This window comes from Salipiger bermudensis HTCC2601, assembly GCF_000153725.1.
Classification (GTDB): domain Bacteria; phylum Pseudomonadota; class Alphaproteobacteria; order Rhodobacterales; family Rhodobacteraceae; genus Salipiger; species Salipiger bermudensis.
The window spans coordinates 646,262-663,132 of sequence record NZ_DS022277.1; the positions used below are offsets into that span (position 1 = coordinate 646,262).

At 67.0% G+C, this 16,871-nt stretch carries 18 protein-coding genes; 16 read left to right on the top strand and 2 right to left on the bottom strand.

The genetic code is table 11. The features are described from left to right. The first annotated feature begins 81 nt into the window (after window positions 1-81). Window positions 82-675: a TetR/AcrR family transcriptional regulator gene (locus tag R2601_RS21975; RefSeq protein ID WP_007802874.1), complete on the top strand. Its 594-nt coding sequence runs from the start codon at window positions 82-84 to the stop codon at window positions 673-675. On the opposite strand, the gene R2601_RS21980 is transcribed toward R2601_RS21975, so the two are convergent. Further along, entirely contained in the window at window positions 672-1,748 is a 1,077-nt protein-coding gene (locus R2601_RS21980; RefSeq protein WP_007802876.1) for an ABC transporter ATP-binding protein, read from the bottom strand. The genes R2601_RS21975 and R2601_RS21980 overlap by 4 nt on opposite strands. Window positions 1,749-1,881: 133 nt before the next feature. Between R2601_RS21980 and R2601_RS21985 the strand changes: the two genes are divergently transcribed. The 11 genes from R2601_RS21985 to R2601_RS22035 all read left to right on the top strand — a co-directional run bounded on the left by R2601_RS21985 (window position 1,882) and on the right by R2601_RS22035 (window position 12,425). Continuing rightward, window positions 1,882-2,583 carry a GntR family transcriptional regulator gene (locus R2601_RS21985; RefSeq protein ID WP_007802878.1) on the top strand — a complete coding sequence of 234 codons (702 nt, stop codon included), beginning with the start codon at window positions 1,882-1,884 and terminating at the stop codon, window positions 2,581-2,583. Next, on the top strand, window positions 2,580-3,491 hold the full coding sequence (locus R2601_RS21990) for an alpha/beta hydrolase (protein WP_007802880.1): 912 nt from the start codon (window positions 2,580-2,582) through the stop codon (window positions 3,489-3,491). Before R2601_RS21985 ends, R2601_RS21990 begins: the two co-directional genes overlap by 4 nt. Window positions 3,492-3,515: 24 nt before the next feature. Continuing rightward, the gene (locus R2601_RS21995) at window positions 3,516-4,730 is read left to right on the top strand and encodes an ABC transporter substrate-binding protein (protein ID WP_007802882.1); all 1,215 of its coding nucleotides are present in this window, start codon (window positions 3,516-3,518) and stop codon (window positions 4,728-4,730) included. Between the two features lie 76 nt (window positions 4,731-4,806). After that, window positions 4,807-5,730 carry a carbohydrate ABC transporter permease gene (locus R2601_RS22000; protein WP_007802884.1) on the top strand — a complete coding sequence of 308 codons (924 nt, stop codon included), beginning with the start codon at window positions 4,807-4,809 and terminating at the stop codon, window positions 5,728-5,730. Beyond that, on the top strand, window positions 5,730-6,563 hold the full coding sequence (locus tag R2601_RS22005; RefSeq protein ID WP_007802885.1) for a carbohydrate ABC transporter permease: 834 nt from the start codon (window positions 5,730-5,732) through the stop codon (window positions 6,561-6,563). The genes R2601_RS22000 and R2601_RS22005 overlap by 1 nt, the downstream gene beginning before the upstream one ends. Window positions 6,564-6,580: 17 nt before the next feature. Continuing rightward, window positions 6,581-7,468 carry a sugar phosphate isomerase/epimerase family protein gene (locus tag R2601_RS22010; RefSeq protein WP_007802887.1) on the top strand — a complete coding sequence of 296 codons (888 nt, stop codon included), beginning with the start codon at window positions 6,581-6,583 and terminating at the stop codon, window positions 7,466-7,468. After that, window positions 7,465-8,460 (top strand): Gfo/Idh/MocA family protein, encoded by a 996-nt coding sequence (locus R2601_RS22015; RefSeq protein ID WP_007802888.1) that lies wholly within the window; start codon window positions 7,465-7,467, stop codon window positions 8,458-8,460. The genes R2601_RS22010 and R2601_RS22015 overlap by 4 nt, the downstream gene beginning before the upstream one ends. 209 nt (window positions 8,461-8,669) lie before the next feature. Continuing rightward, window positions 8,670-9,575 (top strand): glycine betaine ABC transporter substrate-binding protein OsmF, encoded by a 906-nt coding sequence (osmF, locus tag R2601_RS22020; protein ID WP_007802890.1) that lies wholly within the window; start codon window positions 8,670-8,672, stop codon window positions 9,573-9,575. 11 nt (window positions 9,576-9,586) lie between these two features. Next, window positions 9,587-10,756 (top strand): ABC transporter permease, encoded by a 1,170-nt coding sequence (locus R2601_RS22025; protein WP_007802893.1) that lies wholly within the window; start codon window positions 9,587-9,589, stop codon window positions 10,754-10,756. Next, window positions 10,753-11,688: an ABC transporter ATP-binding protein gene (locus R2601_RS22030; protein ID WP_007802895.1), complete on the top strand. Its 936-nt coding sequence runs from the start codon at window positions 10,753-10,755 to the stop codon at window positions 11,686-11,688. Before R2601_RS22025 ends, R2601_RS22030 begins: the two co-directional genes overlap by 4 nt. Next, the gene (locus tag R2601_RS22035) at window positions 11,685-12,425 is read left to right on the top strand and encodes an ABC transporter permease (protein ID WP_007802897.1); all 741 of its coding nucleotides are present in this window, start codon (window positions 11,685-11,687) and stop codon (window positions 12,423-12,425) included. The genes R2601_RS22030 and R2601_RS22035 overlap by 4 nt, the downstream gene beginning before the upstream one ends. A 103-nt stretch (window positions 12,426-12,528) precedes the next feature. Here R2601_RS22035 and R2601_RS22040 read toward each other — a convergent pair whose 3' ends face one another. Continuing rightward, on the bottom strand, window positions 12,529-12,843 hold the full coding sequence (locus tag R2601_RS22040) for a DUF6476 family protein (protein WP_007802899.1): 315 nt from the start codon (window positions 12,841-12,843) through the stop codon (window positions 12,529-12,531). Between R2601_RS22040 and R2601_RS22045 the strand changes: the two genes are divergently transcribed. The 4 genes from R2601_RS22045 to phaR all read left to right on the top strand — a co-directional run bounded on the left by R2601_RS22045 (window position 12,842) and on the right by phaR (window position 16,773). After that, entirely contained in the window at window positions 12,842-13,873 is a 1,032-nt protein-coding gene (locus R2601_RS22045; RefSeq protein WP_007802900.1) for an RluA family pseudouridine synthase, read from the top strand. The genes R2601_RS22040 and R2601_RS22045 overlap by 2 nt on opposite strands. 241 nt (window positions 13,874-14,114) lie before the next feature. After that, complete coding sequence (gene rpoH, locus R2601_RS22050; RefSeq protein ID WP_007802902.1) at window positions 14,115-15,011, top strand: RNA polymerase sigma factor RpoH; 897 nt, start codon at window positions 14,115-14,117, stop codon at window positions 15,009-15,011. Window positions 15,012-15,147: 136 nt separating this feature from the next. Continuing rightward, window positions 15,148-16,119 (top strand): Gfo/Idh/MocA family protein, encoded by a 972-nt coding sequence (locus R2601_RS22055; RefSeq protein WP_007802904.1) that lies wholly within the window; start codon window positions 15,148-15,150, stop codon window positions 16,117-16,119. A 93-nt stretch (window positions 16,120-16,212) separates the two neighbouring features. Then, window positions 16,213-16,773, top strand: a complete 561-nt coding sequence (phaR, locus tag R2601_RS22060) for a polyhydroxyalkanoate synthesis repressor PhaR (RefSeq protein WP_007802906.1) — start codon at window positions 16,213-16,215, stop codon at window positions 16,771-16,773. Window positions 16,774-16,871 lie beyond the last annotated feature (98 nt).

Consider the following 16,871-nt stretch of genomic DNA (forward strand, 5'->3'; position numbering starts at 1 on the left):
TCGGGAAGAGGCGCGCGGGCAGTTGATTACATTTTTCTAATTCTGTAATTGGCGAAAACCGATGCGTCAAGGAGGAGCGGCGTGCCACGGACAGGTCTCAGCCCGGAAGAAGCGCGGCAGCGTGCCGTAGAGATCGCGGTTGCCCGGATCCGTGAAAACGGGTTCGTGAAGCTGCGGCTGGCGGATGTGGCGCGCGAGATGGGCGTGAGTCACGCAGCGCTTTACGCGCATTTTCGCGACAAGGCGGCGCTGCTCGACGCAGTGACCGAAAGCTGGCTGGTCGATGCGCGGGCGCGCACCGCCGCGATCTGTGGCGGCAGTGCGCCGCCGGCGGAGCGCATCGAGGACTGGTTCGTCGCGCGCTACCGGATCAAGAGCGCTCGCGTGCGCACGGATCCCGAGATCTTCTACGGCTTCAACGAGGCGACGGCCGGCGAGCGCCCGGTGATCCGCGATCACATGCTCCGCCTGCATCAGGAGCTTGCGGGTTTGCTTGGCGAAGCCGGCCTCGGCGCAGAGGCCGAGGCGACGATGCTCGAAGAGGCGCTGGCGGGATTTCTGCACCCGGCGCTGATCGGCCCGGGGCCGAAGCCGGAGCGCGAAGACGCGCTCCGGCGATTGCTCAAGGTGGTGCTGGCCGGTCTGGCCGCATTGCAGGAGGGCGGTGGGGCCTAGGCCGCGTCGAGGCGCTGTCCGGATTCGCCGTCGAAGTAATGCAGCTTCGCGCGGTCGTAGCCCAGCGGCAGGGTCTCGCCGGAGCGCAGCGGCACGTTCGGCGCGAGCCGTGCCGAGACCTCGTGCTCGCCCAGCCGGCAGATCGCGATGGTGTCAGAGCCGAGCGGTTCGTAGATGTCCACCACCGGGCTCATCGCGCCCTGGCCGGGCGCCGCGAGCGCCAGATCCTCGGGCCGCACGCCGACGTCGAGCCGTGTGCCATCGCGCGCCGCGACCTCACCGAGCTCCAGCGTGCCGCCCTTCATGCGCAGCACCGGGGCCGCGCCCGAGCGGTCGAGCTCGCCCGAGAACACGTTCATCTGCGGCGAGCCGATGAATTCGCCCACGAAGCGGCAGTTCGGGCGCTCGTATAGCTCCATCGGCGGGCCTTCCTGCACGATGTGGCCGGCCTTCAGGACCACCACCTTGTCGGCCAGCGTCATCGCCTCGGTCTGGTCGTGGGTGACGTAGACCGTGGTTGTGCCGAGCATCGCGTGCAGGCGCTTGATCTGGGTGCGCATCTCGACCCGGAGCTTGGCGTCGAGGTTCGACAGCGGCTCGTCGAAGAGGAACACCGACGGCTCTCGCACGATGGCACGGCCCATGGCGACGCGCTGGCGCTGGCCGCCCGAGAGCTGGCCCGGCTTGCGGTCGAGATAGTCGCCGATCTGCAGGATGCCCGCCGCCTCCTCGACCTTGGGGGCGATATCAGAGGCCTTCCAGCCACGCATTTTCAGTCCGAAGCCGATATTCTCGCGGATCGTCATATGCGGGTAGAGCGCGTAATCTTGGAACACCATGGCCACGTCGCGGCCCTTGGGTTCGATCTCGTTGACCACGCGGCCCCCGATTCTCAGCGTCCCGCCCGAGATCTCCTCGAGCCCGGCGATCATCCGCAGCATTGTCGACTTGCCGCAGCCCGAGGGCCCGACAAAGGCGACGAACTCGCCATCTTTCACGTGCAAATCAACACCATGGATCGCGCGATGCGCACCATAGTTCTTGACGATGCCCTCCAGCTGGATCTCTGCCATGTGGTCCTCCCTGACCTGCGGCCCCGGAATTGTGGGGTTGCATTATCGATATTTGTGATGTTATCGATATTGATAATGGACGACAAGGGCAAAGCCGCAAGGCCCCGCCCTACGGGAGGAGGACCGGCACAGGATGGCCGTGGAGAGTTTCACCAGCATGACCGTGAGCGATGTCACGCCGCGCCGCACGAGCAAGCGCAGCCATGCGCTGTTCGAGGCGCTGGAGAAGGAGATCGTGCTGGGAACTCTCAAGCCCGAGCAGGCGCTGACCGAGATGGATCTCGCACAGCGCTTCGAGTGCAGCCAGGGCACGGTGCGCGAGGCCTTGATGCGGCTCAACGAGGAGGGGCTGGTGAACCGCCTGCCCAATCGCGGCACCACCGTCGCGCCGTGCCATGCCGACGACGCGCGCGCGCTGTTGCATGTGCGCCGCGAGGTCGAATGCTCTTATCTCGACCGCGTGGTGGCCCGCGCCGACGCGATGCTCGAGCGTGATCTGCACGACCGGCTCAATGCCATGCGCAACGCCGCCCGGGACGGCGACGAGTACCGGCTCTCGGTCTTCGACCGCGCCTTCCACCGGCGCCTGTTCGAGGCCGCCGACCTGCCCTTGGTGGCGCCGATCCTGACCCGCTGCCTGATCCACAACCACCGCTTCAAGATCCTCAACGCCCAGCCCAATCGCGAGCTGGAGGCGACGGCGGAGCGCCACGTACCGATCCTTGATGCGTTGGCCGAGCGGGATGTCGAGACGCTGCGCGAGTTGCTCTCGCACCACATCGCCACGATCGTCGATTTCGGGCCCGACCTCAGCAACACCGGAGAAAGCGCATGAGCGCGCCCACCGCTAACATGCGCGCCGTGCTCGAGCGGCTGGCGCAGGAGGATGCCGGGCTTGGCGACCCGACGCTGATGCCGCCGCAGCACGCCCGCGCGCTGGCCGAGCTGACCAACCAGCGCTGGAACGCAGAGCTGCCAGAGATGGCCGAAGCGCGCACGGTGATGCATGCCGGGATGCCAGCCCGCTGGGTGGTGCCGGCCAACGACACCGGCACCGAGGCGATCCTGCACGTGCATGGCGGAGGCTGGGCGCTGTGTTCGCCGATGACCCACGAGGCTGCGTCGCGGCGCATCGCCGAGGCCTGCGCCTGCCCGGTGCTGACGGTGGATTACCGCCTCGCGCCAGAGCATCCATATCCCGCGGGTCTCGACGACATTCTTCGCGCGTGGAAAGCCCTCGAGCCGGGCCGGCGCTGGAGCATCGGTGGCGACAGCGCTGGGGCAAACCTTTCGCTCGCGGCAATGCTGCGGCTGATCGACGAGGGCGCCGAGCTGCCGGCCTGCGGGCTGCTGTTCTACGGCGTCTACGGTGCGGATTTTGACAGCGACAGCTACATCAGCAACGCCGAGGGCCCGGGCCTGACCCGCGCCAAGATGATGCGCTACTGGGACTGGTACGTCTCCGAGCCCAAGCGCGACGCGCCCGCCGTGGCACCTCTGGCCGCCAGCGACGCACAGCTCGCCGGGCTGCCGCCGCTTTACTTGAACGCCGCCGAGCTCGACCCGCTGCTCTCGGACACCGAGGCGCTGGTCGCGCGGCTCCGTGCGCTTGGCCGCGACGATGCATACGACCTGATCGCGGGTGTCGTGCACGGCTTCATGCAAATGGGCTCTGCCCTGCCGGAGGCGCGTGACGCGTTCACGCGGGCGGGCGAGGTCTTTCGCAGGATTGCCGCTCCGTAGGGGCGGAAACACAGGGAGGAAGTTATGAAATTCAAGACATTGACAGGCATCGCCTCGACGCTGGCACTCTGCGCGGGCATGGCCAGCGCCGACAGCACGGTGCGGTTCTGGTACCACTTCGACAATGCCGACAACCCGATGGATGCGCTTGTCGCCGCCTTCGAGGAGGCCAACCCCGACATCACCGTCGAGGCCGAGAACATCCCGTGGAACAGCTATTACGACCAGCTTTATACCGCGGTGATCGGGGGCAACGCGCCCGACGCGGCGATGGTCAAGATGTTCGCCCAGCCCCGCCTCGTCGAGATGGGTGCGCTGGCGCCGATCGATGACTGGCTGGCGGACTGGGACGGCGCCGACGGGCTGCAGGACAACCTGATCGAGCTCACCAGGGGCCCGGACGGCCAGCAGTATTACCTGCCGGTGCAATACGTGGTGCTGTATCTCTACTACCGCCCCGACATGTTCGAGGAGCTGGGCCTGTCGGTGCCCACCACCTGCGACGAGTTCCGCGAGACCGCCAAGGCGCTGACCCGCGACACCGATGGCGACGGCCAGACCGATGTCTATGGCTTCGGCTTCCGTGGTGCCAAGGGCGGGCACGATCATTGGGCAACCTTCACGCTCGGCGCCGAGGGCGTCAGCCTGACTGAGGGCCTCACCTCCGAGGCGGGCGTCGCCGGCACGCAGTTCGTGGCGGATCTCTTCCAGCAGGACGGGGTCTTCCCGCCCTCGGCCCCCAACGATGGCTTCCAGGAGATCATCGGCGCCTTCAAGGCCGGCAAGACCGCGATGACCATCCACCATATCGGCTCGGCCAACGGCATGGTGGAAGCGCTGGGAGACAATGTCTCCGCCGCGCCGGTGCCGGAATGCGGCGGCGGCCACTGGACCGCCTTCGGCGACGAGAGCACCGCGGTGCTCTCGTCGGCCGAGGATCCAGAAGCGGCATGGAAGTGGATCACCTTCCTGTCCACCGAGGGCAACAACACGATGTTCAACGAGGCCACCGGCCAGCTGCCCGTGGTCAAGGCCGACAGCGAAAGCTGGACGCTGCACCCGCAACGCTTCGTACAGGCCACCGTCGACAGCCTGCCCTTCGCCGAGATGCTGCCCAACAGCTCGGCCACGGCGGATTTCGTCAACACCGCATGGCCCACGAACATGCAGCGTGTGCTGACCGGCGATATCGAGCCGGCCGAGATGAACGCCAAGATCGAAGAGCTCTTCGCCGAGTAAGCGCTCTGCCACGATCCGGGCGCCCGAGTGCGGCGCCCGGACACCCTCGCTCCCCAAGCCGAAAGCCCCGTGCCCCATGACGGACGCGACCATGACCCATGTCTCCGAGACACCCAAGCACCGCGCCTCTCTGGGCCGTCAGGTGCTGCCCTACGCGATGCTTACCCCGGCGGTGCTCGTCACGCTCGCCATCGTGTTCTTCCCGATGCTGCAGACCGCGTGGATGAGCCTGCACGAATACGTGCTCTTCCGGCCCAATGACTTCACCTGGGTCGGGCTCGACAACTTCAAGGCGGCGCTCAACGACGAGGTGTTCTGGATCTCGCTCAAGCACACCATCATCTGGATGTGCACGACGATCCCGGCGCAGCTCCTGCTTGGCCTGGTGACCGCGCTGCTGCTCAACCAGGAGTTCCCGTGGCGCCCGGTGGCCCGTGCCCTGATCATCATCCCGTGGGCGCTGCCCTCGGTGGTGATCGCGCTGATGTGGGTGTGGATCTACGACAGCAATTACGGCATCGCCAACGAGTTCCTGCTGCGCATGGGGCTGATCCAGCAGGCGATCCCGTGGCTTGCCGATCCCGACACCGCGCTGGCCTCGATCATCCTCACGCTGACCTGGCAGGGCTTCCCGTTCTTCGCGGTGATGATCCTCGCCGGCCTGCAATCGATCCCGCAGAGCTACTATGAGGCCGCCTCGATCGACGGCGCCTCGGCATGGCGCCAGTTCTGGCACATCACCCTGCCCGGCATCTCGGGCGTGATGATGACCGCGGTGCTGCTGCGGATGATCTGGGTCGCCAACAGCTTCGACGTGATCTTCGTGATGACCGGCGGTGGCCCGGGCTACGCCACCCACACGCTGCCGCTCTACGCCTTCATCAAGGCCCGCACCAATCTCGATTTCGGCTACGGCTCGGCCATTGCCGTGCTCTTCACCCTGCTGCTGATGGTGGTCGTGGTCTTCTACCTCAAGCGCACCGGAAAGGCGGCGTCCTGATGGCACTGCACAAACCCTCGACCACCAAGCGCATCCTGACGGTCGACCTGCCGATGCTGGCCATTCTGGTCTTCACGCTCGGGCCTTACCTGTGGATGTTCATCACCTCGATCAGCGACGAGAGCACGCTCTTCACCGAAGGCCCGTCGCTGCTCAATGCCACCATCGAGAACTACACGCGGCTGTTCCGCACCGTGGGCTTCGCCGAGAACCTGCTCGACAGCTTCATCGTTGCCGGCGGCACGGTGATCGTCGGGCTCTCGCTCAGCGTCACGGCGGCCTATTCGTTCTCGCGCTTCAACTTCAGGGGAAAGCGCATCCTGATGCTGCAGTTCCTGCTCATCAACATGTTCCCGCTGGTGCTGCTGATCCTGCCGCTTTTCGTGCTGATGCGGGTGCTTGGGCTGCTCGACACCCATATCGCGCTGATCATCGCCAACTCGACCGTGGCGATCCCGTTCTCGATCTGGATGATGGTCAGCTACATGAACGGCATTCCGCGCTCGCTTGACGAGGCGGCGATGACCGATGGCTGCACACGAATGCAGGCGCTGCGCCGCGTGGTGCTGCCGCTCTGCCTGCCCGGCATCATCGCCACCGGCATCTACATCTTCATCACCTCGTGGAACGAGTATCTCTATGCCCTCACACTCGGTGGTCGCAACGTGCGCACCATCACCGTCGCCGTGCAGACGCTGATCGGCGAATACGAGGTGCAATGGGGGCTGCTCACCGCCGGCGGCATCGTCGGCGCCCTCCCCGCCACCGTGCTCTTCCTGCTGGTGCAGAAACGCCTGATCTCCGGCCTCACGCAAGGTGCGGTCAAGGGCTGACGGAAAGGACAAGAAACGTGAAAAACCCCATCGGCATCATCTCCATGCAGTTCATCCGGCCCTTTGCCGGCAAGGATCTGCACTATTTCCAGAAGGCCGCCGATCTCGGCTTCGACTTCGTCGAGCTTCTGGTCCCCGAGCCCGAGGACGACCTCTCGATCGCCGACGTGAAGAAGGCCGCCGACGATGCCGGCATCTTCACCGTACTGGCCGCCCGCGTGAACCAGCAGCGCTCCATCGCCTCGGAGGATGCGGCCAACCGGCAGGGCGGCATGGATTACCTCAAGCTCTGCATCGACGTCGCGGCCGAGCTTGGCGGCGGCATCGTCGGCGGGCCGCTCTACGGTGAGCCTATGGTGTTTGCCGGTCGCCCGCCGGTGCCGCGCACCGACGACGAGATCGCCGCCCGCGCCGAGCGCACGATCTCGGCCTTCCAGACCATCGCGCCGCAGGCCGAGGCCGCCGGCGTGACCTTCGCGGTCGAGGCGCTGAACCGGTTCGAGACCGATATCCTGTCGACAACCCGGCAGGCCTGCGAGGTGGTGGACGCGGTCGACAACCCCGGCTTCAAGCTGATGCTCGACACCTTCCACATGAACATGGAAGAGCGCTCGATCCCCGACGCGATCCGCATGGCGGGCGACCGCATCGTGCATTTCCAGGCCAACGAGAACCATCGCGGCCATCCCGGCACCGGCCATATCGACTGGACCGCCGTGATGCGCGCGCTGGCGCAGGTGAACTATGCCGGGCCGATCTCGCTCGAGCCGTTCCGCCGCGCCGATGACCGTATCGCGCTGCCAATCGCCCACTGGCGCGCCCCGCGCGAGGATGAGAGCGACAAGCTCATGGCCGGGCTCGGCGTCATCCGAAACGCGCTGGCGCTGGCTGAGGTGGACCAATGATCAATATCGGCTGGATCGGCTGCGGCCGTCACGCGCGCCAGATGCTGCTGCCGCAGCTCGGGCGCAACGACATCCGCATCGCCGCGCTCTGCGACCGCGACGGCGAGGCGCTGAAGAAGACCGCAGCAGAATACGGCGTCACCGCGCTGCACGACGATTTCCGCGAGATGATCAAGACGCCGGGGCTCGACGCCATCGGCATGGCGGTCGGCCCCGAGCTGCACCGCATGGCGACGCTGGCGGCGCTCGAGGCGGGGCTGCCGGTGTTCATGGAAAAGCCCCCCGCCGCCACCGCCGCCGGCGCGCTGGAGATCGCCAAGGCCTCGGAGGCCGCCGGCAAACCGGTGATGGTCGGCTTCATGAAGCGCTATTCCACCGGCAACCGCATGGCGATGAACGTGCTCAGGGGCGGCGATTTCGGCGATGTTCTGGGCATCACCGGCGCCTACATGACCGCGCCCACCTATTTCGAGGGCGAGCCCGATTATACCGGCTTCTACCTGCATCACTGCGTGCATTACATGGATCTGATCCCGTGGTTCGCCGGTGAGGATTTCGGCGACATGCAGGTCCGCTCTGTCTCGCCGCAGCCGGGCAAACTGTTGCTGCACCTCAACTTCACGACGGAGCAGGGCAAGATCGGCAACATCGTCATGGGCACGGTGCAGTCGCGTGGCACGCCGATGGAAGAGATCCGCATCATGGGCGATCACGCCCGGCTGCACGTCGACAACATCATCAACGTGGCGCTCTACCGCGATCCGCCCTTCAAGGCCGAGGATCCCGGCGCGGTGCTCGACCCGGCCTGCGACACGCTGAGCTGGACGCCGAACTTCACCGCCGCCGCCAACGAGGATCACAAGGGCTACGCGGCGCTGCTGGCGGACGTGGCCGCCGTCCTGCGCGGCGAGAGCCGCAACGTGCCCGATATCGGCGACGGGGTGCGCGCGATGGAGCGCCTCGAGCGGATGATCTCGCAGATCGAGGCCTGACCGGGCCATCCCCGCCGCCGGGAGCCACGTGCTCGCGGCGGCGGTTTCCCGGGTCCGGCAGGTCCAATCCCAGGGCCATGACGCTTGGCGGTCGACAAATGCCGGGTGCCCGTGCTTTCCTTCTTGGTGAACGACGCCTGCGCGCTAGGTCCGACGGGGAAACGCCCTGAACGGGCACGGCCACCTACCCCGGAGGAGCTCAGACCGCCATGAAATCCCAGATCCTTACCGCCGCCCTCGCGCTTGCATCCGCGCTCGGAACCGCCGCCCATGCCGAGATCACCGTCTCGTCCAAGATCGACACCGAGGGCGGGTTGCTTGGCAACATGATCGCGCTGGCGCTCGAGGATGCCGGACTGCCGGTGGAGCGCCGGCTGCAGCTTGGCGGCACCCAGGTGGTGCGCGAGGCGCTGCTCGCGGGGCAGATCGACATCTACCCGGAATATACCGGCAACGCGGCGTATTTCTTCAACGAGGCCGACAGCGAGGTCTGGAAGAACCCCGAAGAGGCCTATGCCCGCGCCGCCGAGCTCGACACCGAGAACGATTTGACGTGGCTGCAATCGGCGCCCGCGAACAACACCTGGGCCATCGCGCTGACCGGGCCGCTGGCCGAGGAAAACGAGCTGGTCACCATGTCGGATTTCGGCGCCTGGGTGGCGGATGGCGGCGAGATCAAGCTCGCGGCCTCGACCGAGTTCGTCTCCTCTCCGGCGGTGCTGCCGGCGATGCAGGAGACCTATGGCTTCGAGCTTGGCCCCGACCAGACCGTGATCCTGTCGGGCGGTGACACCGCGGCGACGATCCAGGCGGCGGCGCGCGGCACCTCGGGTGTGAACGCGGCGATGGCCTATGGCACCGATGGCGGTGTCGGCGCCGCGGGCCTCGTGGTGATGGAGGACGACAAGGGTGTGCAGCCGGTCTACGAGCCGGCGCCTGTGGTGCGCGATACCGTGCTCGAGGAATACCCGGCCATCTCCGAGGTGCTGAACCCGATCTTCAGCGATCTCGACATGGCGACCCTGCAAGAGCTCAATGGCCGCATCCAGGTCGGTGGCGAACCCGCCGAGGCGGTCGCGCGCGAGTATCTGACCACCATCGGCGTGCTCGACTGATCGCCCTCGCGGTGCCTGCCCGAACTCTTCCGGCCGTCTCGCCGCCCGGCGCGCTGTTCGCGGCGCTGGGGGCGCTGGCGCTGCTGGCGCCTTTCATGACGCTCGCCGCGAACCGCATCGTGGCGGGCGAGGGTGTGGGCGTCTGGATGGTTGCGCCCTCCGGCGCGGTGGCAGCGGGGCTTGCCGCCGTTGTTGCAGCGCTGGCGCTCGGGCTGCTGCCGCGCTGGCCGTGGCTGCGGCTCGCAGGGGCGGCGCTCGGCCTTGCCGGGGTGGTCTGGTTGCTGGGGCAGGGCACGCAAACCCTGCTCGAGGGGGCCGGGACCTATGCCCGCGTGTCGCCGGCGCCGGGCTTCTGGTACCTCTTGGTAATCCTCGGCCTGCTGATGGCCGACGCGCTCTCGGCGCTGTCGCCCGGGCCGCTCGCGCGGGCCGGGCTGCTGGCCGTGGCACTGCTTGCGGTCGCACTGGTGCTTCGGATGGACGCGTTGACGCAGCTGTCGATCTTCCGGGAATATGATGGCCGGCGCGCCGCCTTCGCCACCGCCTTCTGGCGTCATCTCGGCCTTGCCTTCGGCTCGCTCGCGGTGGCCGCGGCGATAGGCTTTCCGCTCGGCATCCTTTGCCATCGCAACGCCCGAATGCGCGCCGCGCTGCTGCCGGTGCTGAGCTTTCTCCAGACCATTCCCTCGCTTGCCATGTTTGGCATCATGATCCCGTTGCTCGGCTGGGTTGGTGACAGTGTGCCCGGCGCCGAAGCGCTCGGTATCGCGGGCATCGGCTTCGCCCCGGCCTTCCTCGCGCTGGTGCTCTATTCGCTGCTGCCGGTGGTCGCCAACACCGTGGCCGGGCTCGACAGCACGCCGCCTGCCGCCCGCGACGCGGCGCGCGGCATGGGCATGACCTCGCGCCAGCGGCTGTGGCAGGTCGAGCTGCCGCTCGGTCTGCCGGTGATCCTTGCCGGGCTGCGCATCGTGCTGGTGCAGAACATCGGCCTTGCGGTGATCGCGGCACTTATCGGCGGCGGCGGCTTCGGCACCTTCGTCTTTCAGGGCCTCAACCAGACCGCCACCGACCTGATCCTGCTCGGCGCCCTGCCGACCGTGGCGCTGGCGCTGATCGCCGCCATCGTGATGGACATCCTGGTCGAGCTGGCCAGCCCGACCCCGGAGACCCGCCCATGATCGAGATCGACGCCATCACCAAGATCTATGACGGCACGCCGGCGGTGGACGCGGTCTCGCTCACCGTCGAGACCGGCACCATCACCGCCATCGTCGGGACCTCCGGTTCCGGCAAGACCACGCTGCTGCGGATGATCAACCGCCTTGTCGAGCCAAGCTCTGGCGAGGTCCGGATCAACGGCGAGCCGACCACCGGCCTGCCCAAGGAGGCGCTGCGGCGGCGCATCGGCTATGCCATTCAGGGCCACGGTCTGTTTCCGCATCACAGCGTGGCGCGCAACATCGGCGCCGTGCCGCGGCTGCTCGGCTGGCCGCGCGACAAGATCCGCGCTCGCGTCGACGAACTGCTCGATCTGTTCTCGATGCCGCCCGACGAGTTTCGCGACCGCTATCCCGGCGAGCTGTCCGGCGGTCAGCAGCAGCGTGTCGGCGTGGCGCGGGCGCTGGCCTCGCGGCCCGACATGATCCTGATGGACGAGCCCTTCGGGGCGCTCGACCCGATCATCCGCACCCGCGCGCAGGAGGATCTGCGGCGCATCCAGAGGGCGCTCGGCTCGACCATCCTGATCGTCACCCATGACATGGAAGAGGCGATCCAGCTTGGCGACAAGGTGGCGGTGATGGATGCTGGCAAGCTGGTGCAATACGCGGCCCCTGCCGAGATCATCGCCAAGCCCGCCACCGAGTTCGTGTCCGAGATGGTTGGCGGCGTCGATCGTCCGCTGAAGCTGCTGTCGCTGTTCCCGGTCTCCGAGATTGTCGAAGAGGGCACTGTCGACGGTCCGGTCGTCGATGCGTCGACCAGCCTGCGCGATGCACTCTCGACCTGCCTGTGGAGCGGGAGGGATGCGCTGCGCGTGGAGCGCGATGGCGCCGCCCTCGGTCATGTCACGCTGGCGGCGATCCGTGCCCGTGCCGAGGCGCACGGGTGAGCCGGGGTGCGGCCCTCCGCGCGGCGCTGATTGCGCTGCTGCTGGCGCTGGTGCTGCGGCCCGCTTGGTTCGAGCCGCTCTTCGCGCCGGCCGCTCCCGCGGGCGGCCCGGTCATCTATGAACGTGCCTCGCTGCTGTCGCTGTCGCTGAGCCATCTGGGGCTGGTGGCGCTGGCCTCGGGGGCGGCGACGCTGGTGGCGGTGACGCTGGCGGTTCTGGTGACGCGGCCCGCAGGCGCGGCCTTCCGGCCGCTGTCGCGCACCATCACCAATATCGGCCAGACCTTCCCGCCCGTCGCGGTGCTGGCGTTGGCGGTGCCGGCGCTTGGCTTCGGGGCCGGGCCGACGCTGGTGGCGCTGTTCCTCTACGGGCTGTTGCCGATTTTCGAGAACGCGGTGACGGGCCTGTCGAGCTTGCCGCCCTCGGCGATGGAGGCGGCGCGGGGCATCGGGCTTGACCGGCGCCAGCGGCTGTTTCAGGTCGAGCTGCCGCTTGCCCTTCCGGTGATCCTGACCGGGATCAGGCTCTCGGTGGTGATCGCGCTCGGCACCGCCACGATCGGCTCCACGGTGGCCGCGCGCACGCTGGGCGAGGTGATCATCGCCGGGCTTTTGACCAACAACACCGCCTATGTGCTGCAAGGCGGCCTGATCGTCGGCCTGTTCGCGGTGCTGATCTATGACGCGCTGGTGCAGCTCGAGCGACGGCTGGCGCGGCGGCTCGGGGTTGCAGGCTGAACGGGGCTGGCTGAGGCAAGCCGGTGCAGGCGACGGGGCGGTGGGTTTCCCGGCCGCGCGCGTCGCAGGAGACACGCGGAACGCCCGCGCGGCTGCTCTCGTCTCAGGGGCGGCTCTCGACCGCAATGCGTTGCCGGATCTCTCCCGAGGCGCGGTCGAAGATCAGGATCTCGTCGTCGGCCGTCACCACCGCGTACCAGTCGGACCCTTGCGTGTACGCGGTGGCGGTGGTGCCGTCGGGCAGGGTGATGATCTCGGGCAGCGGCACGCGGGTGGTGCGGTACTGGATGACAATCATCGCAAGGATCGCTAGAAGCCCGGCGATCATCACGCCCGTGAGCACGGTGACCAGCAGGCGCAGGAAGCGCAGGTTGGTCGGCTCGGGCAACTGTTCGTCGGGATCGGGAGTCTGGGACATGGACAAGGCCTTGCGCATCATCATCGGGGAAGCCCCGCCTGCGCGCCTTGATAAGGCGCTGGCGCGGGATGTGCCAGAGGCAGCGGCGCTGTCGCGGACCCGGCTTGCCAAGCTCATCGCCGAAGGTGCGGTGACGCGTGGCGGAGAGGTGCTGAGCGATCCCAAGGTCAAGGTTGCCGAGGGTGACGAGATCGTCATCGCCGTCCCGCAGGCCGAAGAGAGCCATATCGGCCCCGAAGACATCCCCCTCGATATCGTCTGGGAGGATGACGACCTCGTGGTGGTGAACAAGCCCGCCGGCATGGTGGTGCACCCCGCGCCGGGCACGCCCACGGGCACGCTCGTCAATGCGCTGCTGCACCACTTCGGCGGCAAGCTCTCGGGGGTCGGCGGTGTGGCGCGGCCGGGCATCGTGCACCGCATCGACAAGGACACCAGTGGGCTTCTGGTGGTGGCCAAGTCGGACCGCGCGCATCACGGGCTCGCGGCGCAGTTCGAGGCGCACAGTGCAGACCGCGCCTACCGGGCGATCTGCTACGGCGTGCCCAACCAGGGCGATCCACGGCTTCTGGGCACCCGTGGCGTGTCGGTTGAGCCGGGCGGGGTGCTCTGCATCCAGTCCGGGCTGGCGCGGCATAAGACCGACCGGCAGCGGCAGGCGGTGTTCTTCGACGGGCAGGGCCGGCACGCGGTGACCCGGGCGCGGGTCCTCGAGAGCTTTGGCGCGCCGCCGGCGATGGCGCTGCTCGAGTGTCGGCTCGAGACCGGGCGCACGCATCAGATCCGCGTGCATATGGCCCATGCCGGGCACGGGCTGGTGGGTGATCCGGTCTATGGCGGACGCCGCAAACCGCCGGTCAAGGCGATCGGCGAGGCGGTGGCAACCGAGGTCGCCGGCTTCGACCGGCAGGCGCTGCACGCTGCCGAGCTGGGCTTCGATCATCCGGCCACCGGCGAGCGGCTGCGCTTCGAGGCGCCGCTGCCCGCGGACATGCAGAGCCTGCTCGAGGCGCTCCGCAACGCCGGGTGACACGATTGTGTGTGCCTATGCGCACACAATTCCCGCCGTATCGGCCGTTTACGTGCATCCCGCACATATGACATCAAGTTCCCAACCGCGTGAGCGCGGCGTTTTGACGGACCCGTCCGACGGAAGCCTGCGTTAACGTCGTATAAAGGTCTCAAGGTGACACACCTTGCAAACTCATGGTGGCGCTCCCATATGGGATGTTAAGCCCCGTAACATTGGAGGAACCGGGCACGTGAGCAACGTGAGCAAATATGCCAATCTGCCGGCACCGTCCCCAGAGGCGGGCCTGAGCCGCTATCTGTCCGAAATCCGGAAGTTCCCGCTTCTGGAGCCCGAAGAAGAGTACATGCTGGCCAAGCGTTGGGTCGAGGATCAGGACGCCGAGTCGGCGCACCGTCTCGTCACCAGCCACCTGCGCCTCGCTGCCAAGATCGCCATGGGCTACCGTGGTTACGGTCTGCCGCAGGCTGAGGTGATCTCGGAGGCCAACGTGGGCCTGATGCAGGCGGTCAAGCGCTTCGACCCCGAAAAGGGCTTCCGCCTCGCGACCTACGCCATGTGGTGGATCCGTGCCTCCATTCAGGAATATATCCTGCGCTCGTGGTCGCTGGTGAAGCTCGGCACGACGAGCGCTCAGAAGAAGCTGTTCTTCAACCTGCGCAAGGCCAAGAGCCGCATCGGTGCGCTCGAGGACGGTGACCTGCGGCCCGAGCACGTCGAGCGTATCGCCACCGATCTTGGCGTGACGCATGACGAAGTGATCTCGATGAACCGCCGCCTTTCGGGTGGCGATGCTTCGCTGAACGCCACGGTGGGCAGCGATGACGAGAGTTCGATGCAATGGCAGGACTGGCTCGAGGATGAGAGCGCCGATCAGGCTGGCGACTACGCCGAGCGCAACGAGCTCGAGGCGCGCCGCGAGCTGCTGACCGAGGCGATGGACGTTCTCAACGAGCGCGAGCGCGACATCCTCACCCAGCGTCGACTGGCCGAGCAGCCGGTGACACTCGAGGAGTTGTCGGGCGTCTACGATGTCAGCCGCGAGCGCATCCGCCAGATCGAGGTCCGCGCCTTCGAGAAACTGCAGAAGCGCATGCGCGATCTCGCGCAGGAGCAGGGCATGCTGAGCAGCGCCTGAGCCCGGACGTTACGGTAGATGGTACGCGCCTGCCCCTTCCGGGGGCGGGCGTTTTTTATTCGCTGACGCTTGAGGGCCGGGTTGCGCGCCCCGCCCGTGGCGCTACCGTCAGCGGTAACGGAAAAGGAGCATCATCATGGCCGATCACTTGCGCTGGGGTATTCTGGGCGCCTCGAACTTCGCCCGTCAGCAGATGGCGCCCGCGATCCACGCGGCGCGCGGCGGGGCGCTGTCGGCCATCGCCACCTCGGCGCCCGAGAAGGCTGCGCCCTTTGCCGAATTCGCGCCCGGACTGCGGGTCTTCGATGATTACGACGCGCTGCTCGCCGATCCCGAGATCGACGCGGTCTATATCCCGCTGCCCAATTCGATGCATGTGGCGTGGAGCGAGAAGGCCGCCGAGGCCGGCAAGCACGTGCTGTGCGAAAAGCCCATCGCGATGGAGGCGTCCGGGATCGACCGGCTGATCGAAACCCGCGACCGCACTGGCAAGCTGATCGCCGAGGCGTGGATGATCGCGCATCACCCCCAGTTCGCCAAGGCGCGCGAGCTGATCCAGGATGGTGCCTTGGGAAAGATCGTGCGCATCGACTCGACCCACAGCTTTTTCAACGACGATCTCGACAACATCCGCAACCGTCCCGAGACCGGCGGCGGTGCCCTTGGCGACATTGGCATCTATGCCTTCGGCTCGATCCGGCTGATCACCGGGCAGGAGCCGGAAGAGCTGCTGGCGGTCGAGACCGACTGGGTCAATGGCATCGACGCCAGCACCCACATCATGGCCCGCTTTCCGGAGTTTCTCTACACCGGGCGGGTTTCGATGCGCGCGGCGCCGTGGCAGGAGATCGTGGTGCATGGGGAGCGCGCGGTGCTGCGCCTGCCGGTTCCCTTCAACGTCCAGGTCTTCGGCCAGGCCTCGCTCGAACTGCACCGCCCGGGCGGGCACGTGGAGAGCTGGCGTTGGCCGGCTGAGAACCACTACGTGCTGCAGGTCGAGGCGTTCAACCGCGCGGTGTCAGAGCAGGCAGACTGGCCGTTGCCGTTGGAATTCTCGCGCGGGACACAGGCGTGGATCGACTGGATTCTCGCTGCGTCGCGGGGCTGATCGCGGGCTTCATGCTTGCACGCAAAGGCTTTTCTTTTTTTCTGCGCTCGCATAGGCTTTCGCTGCAATGCTGCATGCCAGGGAGGGCACCAGGTGGCCGATACGGAAAAACCGCTGCTGATCAAGCGCTATGCCAGCCGCCGTCTCTACAACACCGAGACGAGCGACTACGTCACGCTGGAGGACATCGCGGGCTTCATTCGCGATGGGCGCGACGTGCAGATCGTCGATCTGAAATCCGGTGACGACCTGACCCGGCAATACCTGCTGCAAATCGTGGCCGAGCACGAGAGCCGCGGCGAAAGCGTGCTGCCGATCAATGTGCTCACCGATCTGGTGCGCAGCTACACCACGCAGGCCACCTCGTCGGTGCCGCAGTTCCTTGCCGCGTCGTTCGAGATGTTTCGCGAAAGTCAGTCGAAATGGGCCGAGACCGTCAACGCCAACCCGATGATGCCGAAGATCCCCGGCTTCGAGGCGATGCAGGCCCAGCAGGAGGCCTTTCTCAAGGCGATGACCGGCAACATGGGCAAGCAGTGGTCCGGCCCCGAGGCCGAAGGCGAGACGCCGGGCAAGGGTGAAGAGGAAGACCTTGACGCCATAAAGAAACAGCTGGCCGAGCTGCAGAGCAAGCTTTCCAAGATGAACAAGTGACCCGCGCGGCCCTCACGGGCCGCCGCGTGTGCGCAAAGACGCAGAACGGGCGGGGAGATCCCCGCCCGTTTTCCGTTCGTCGTGAGTGGTCTTGGTCT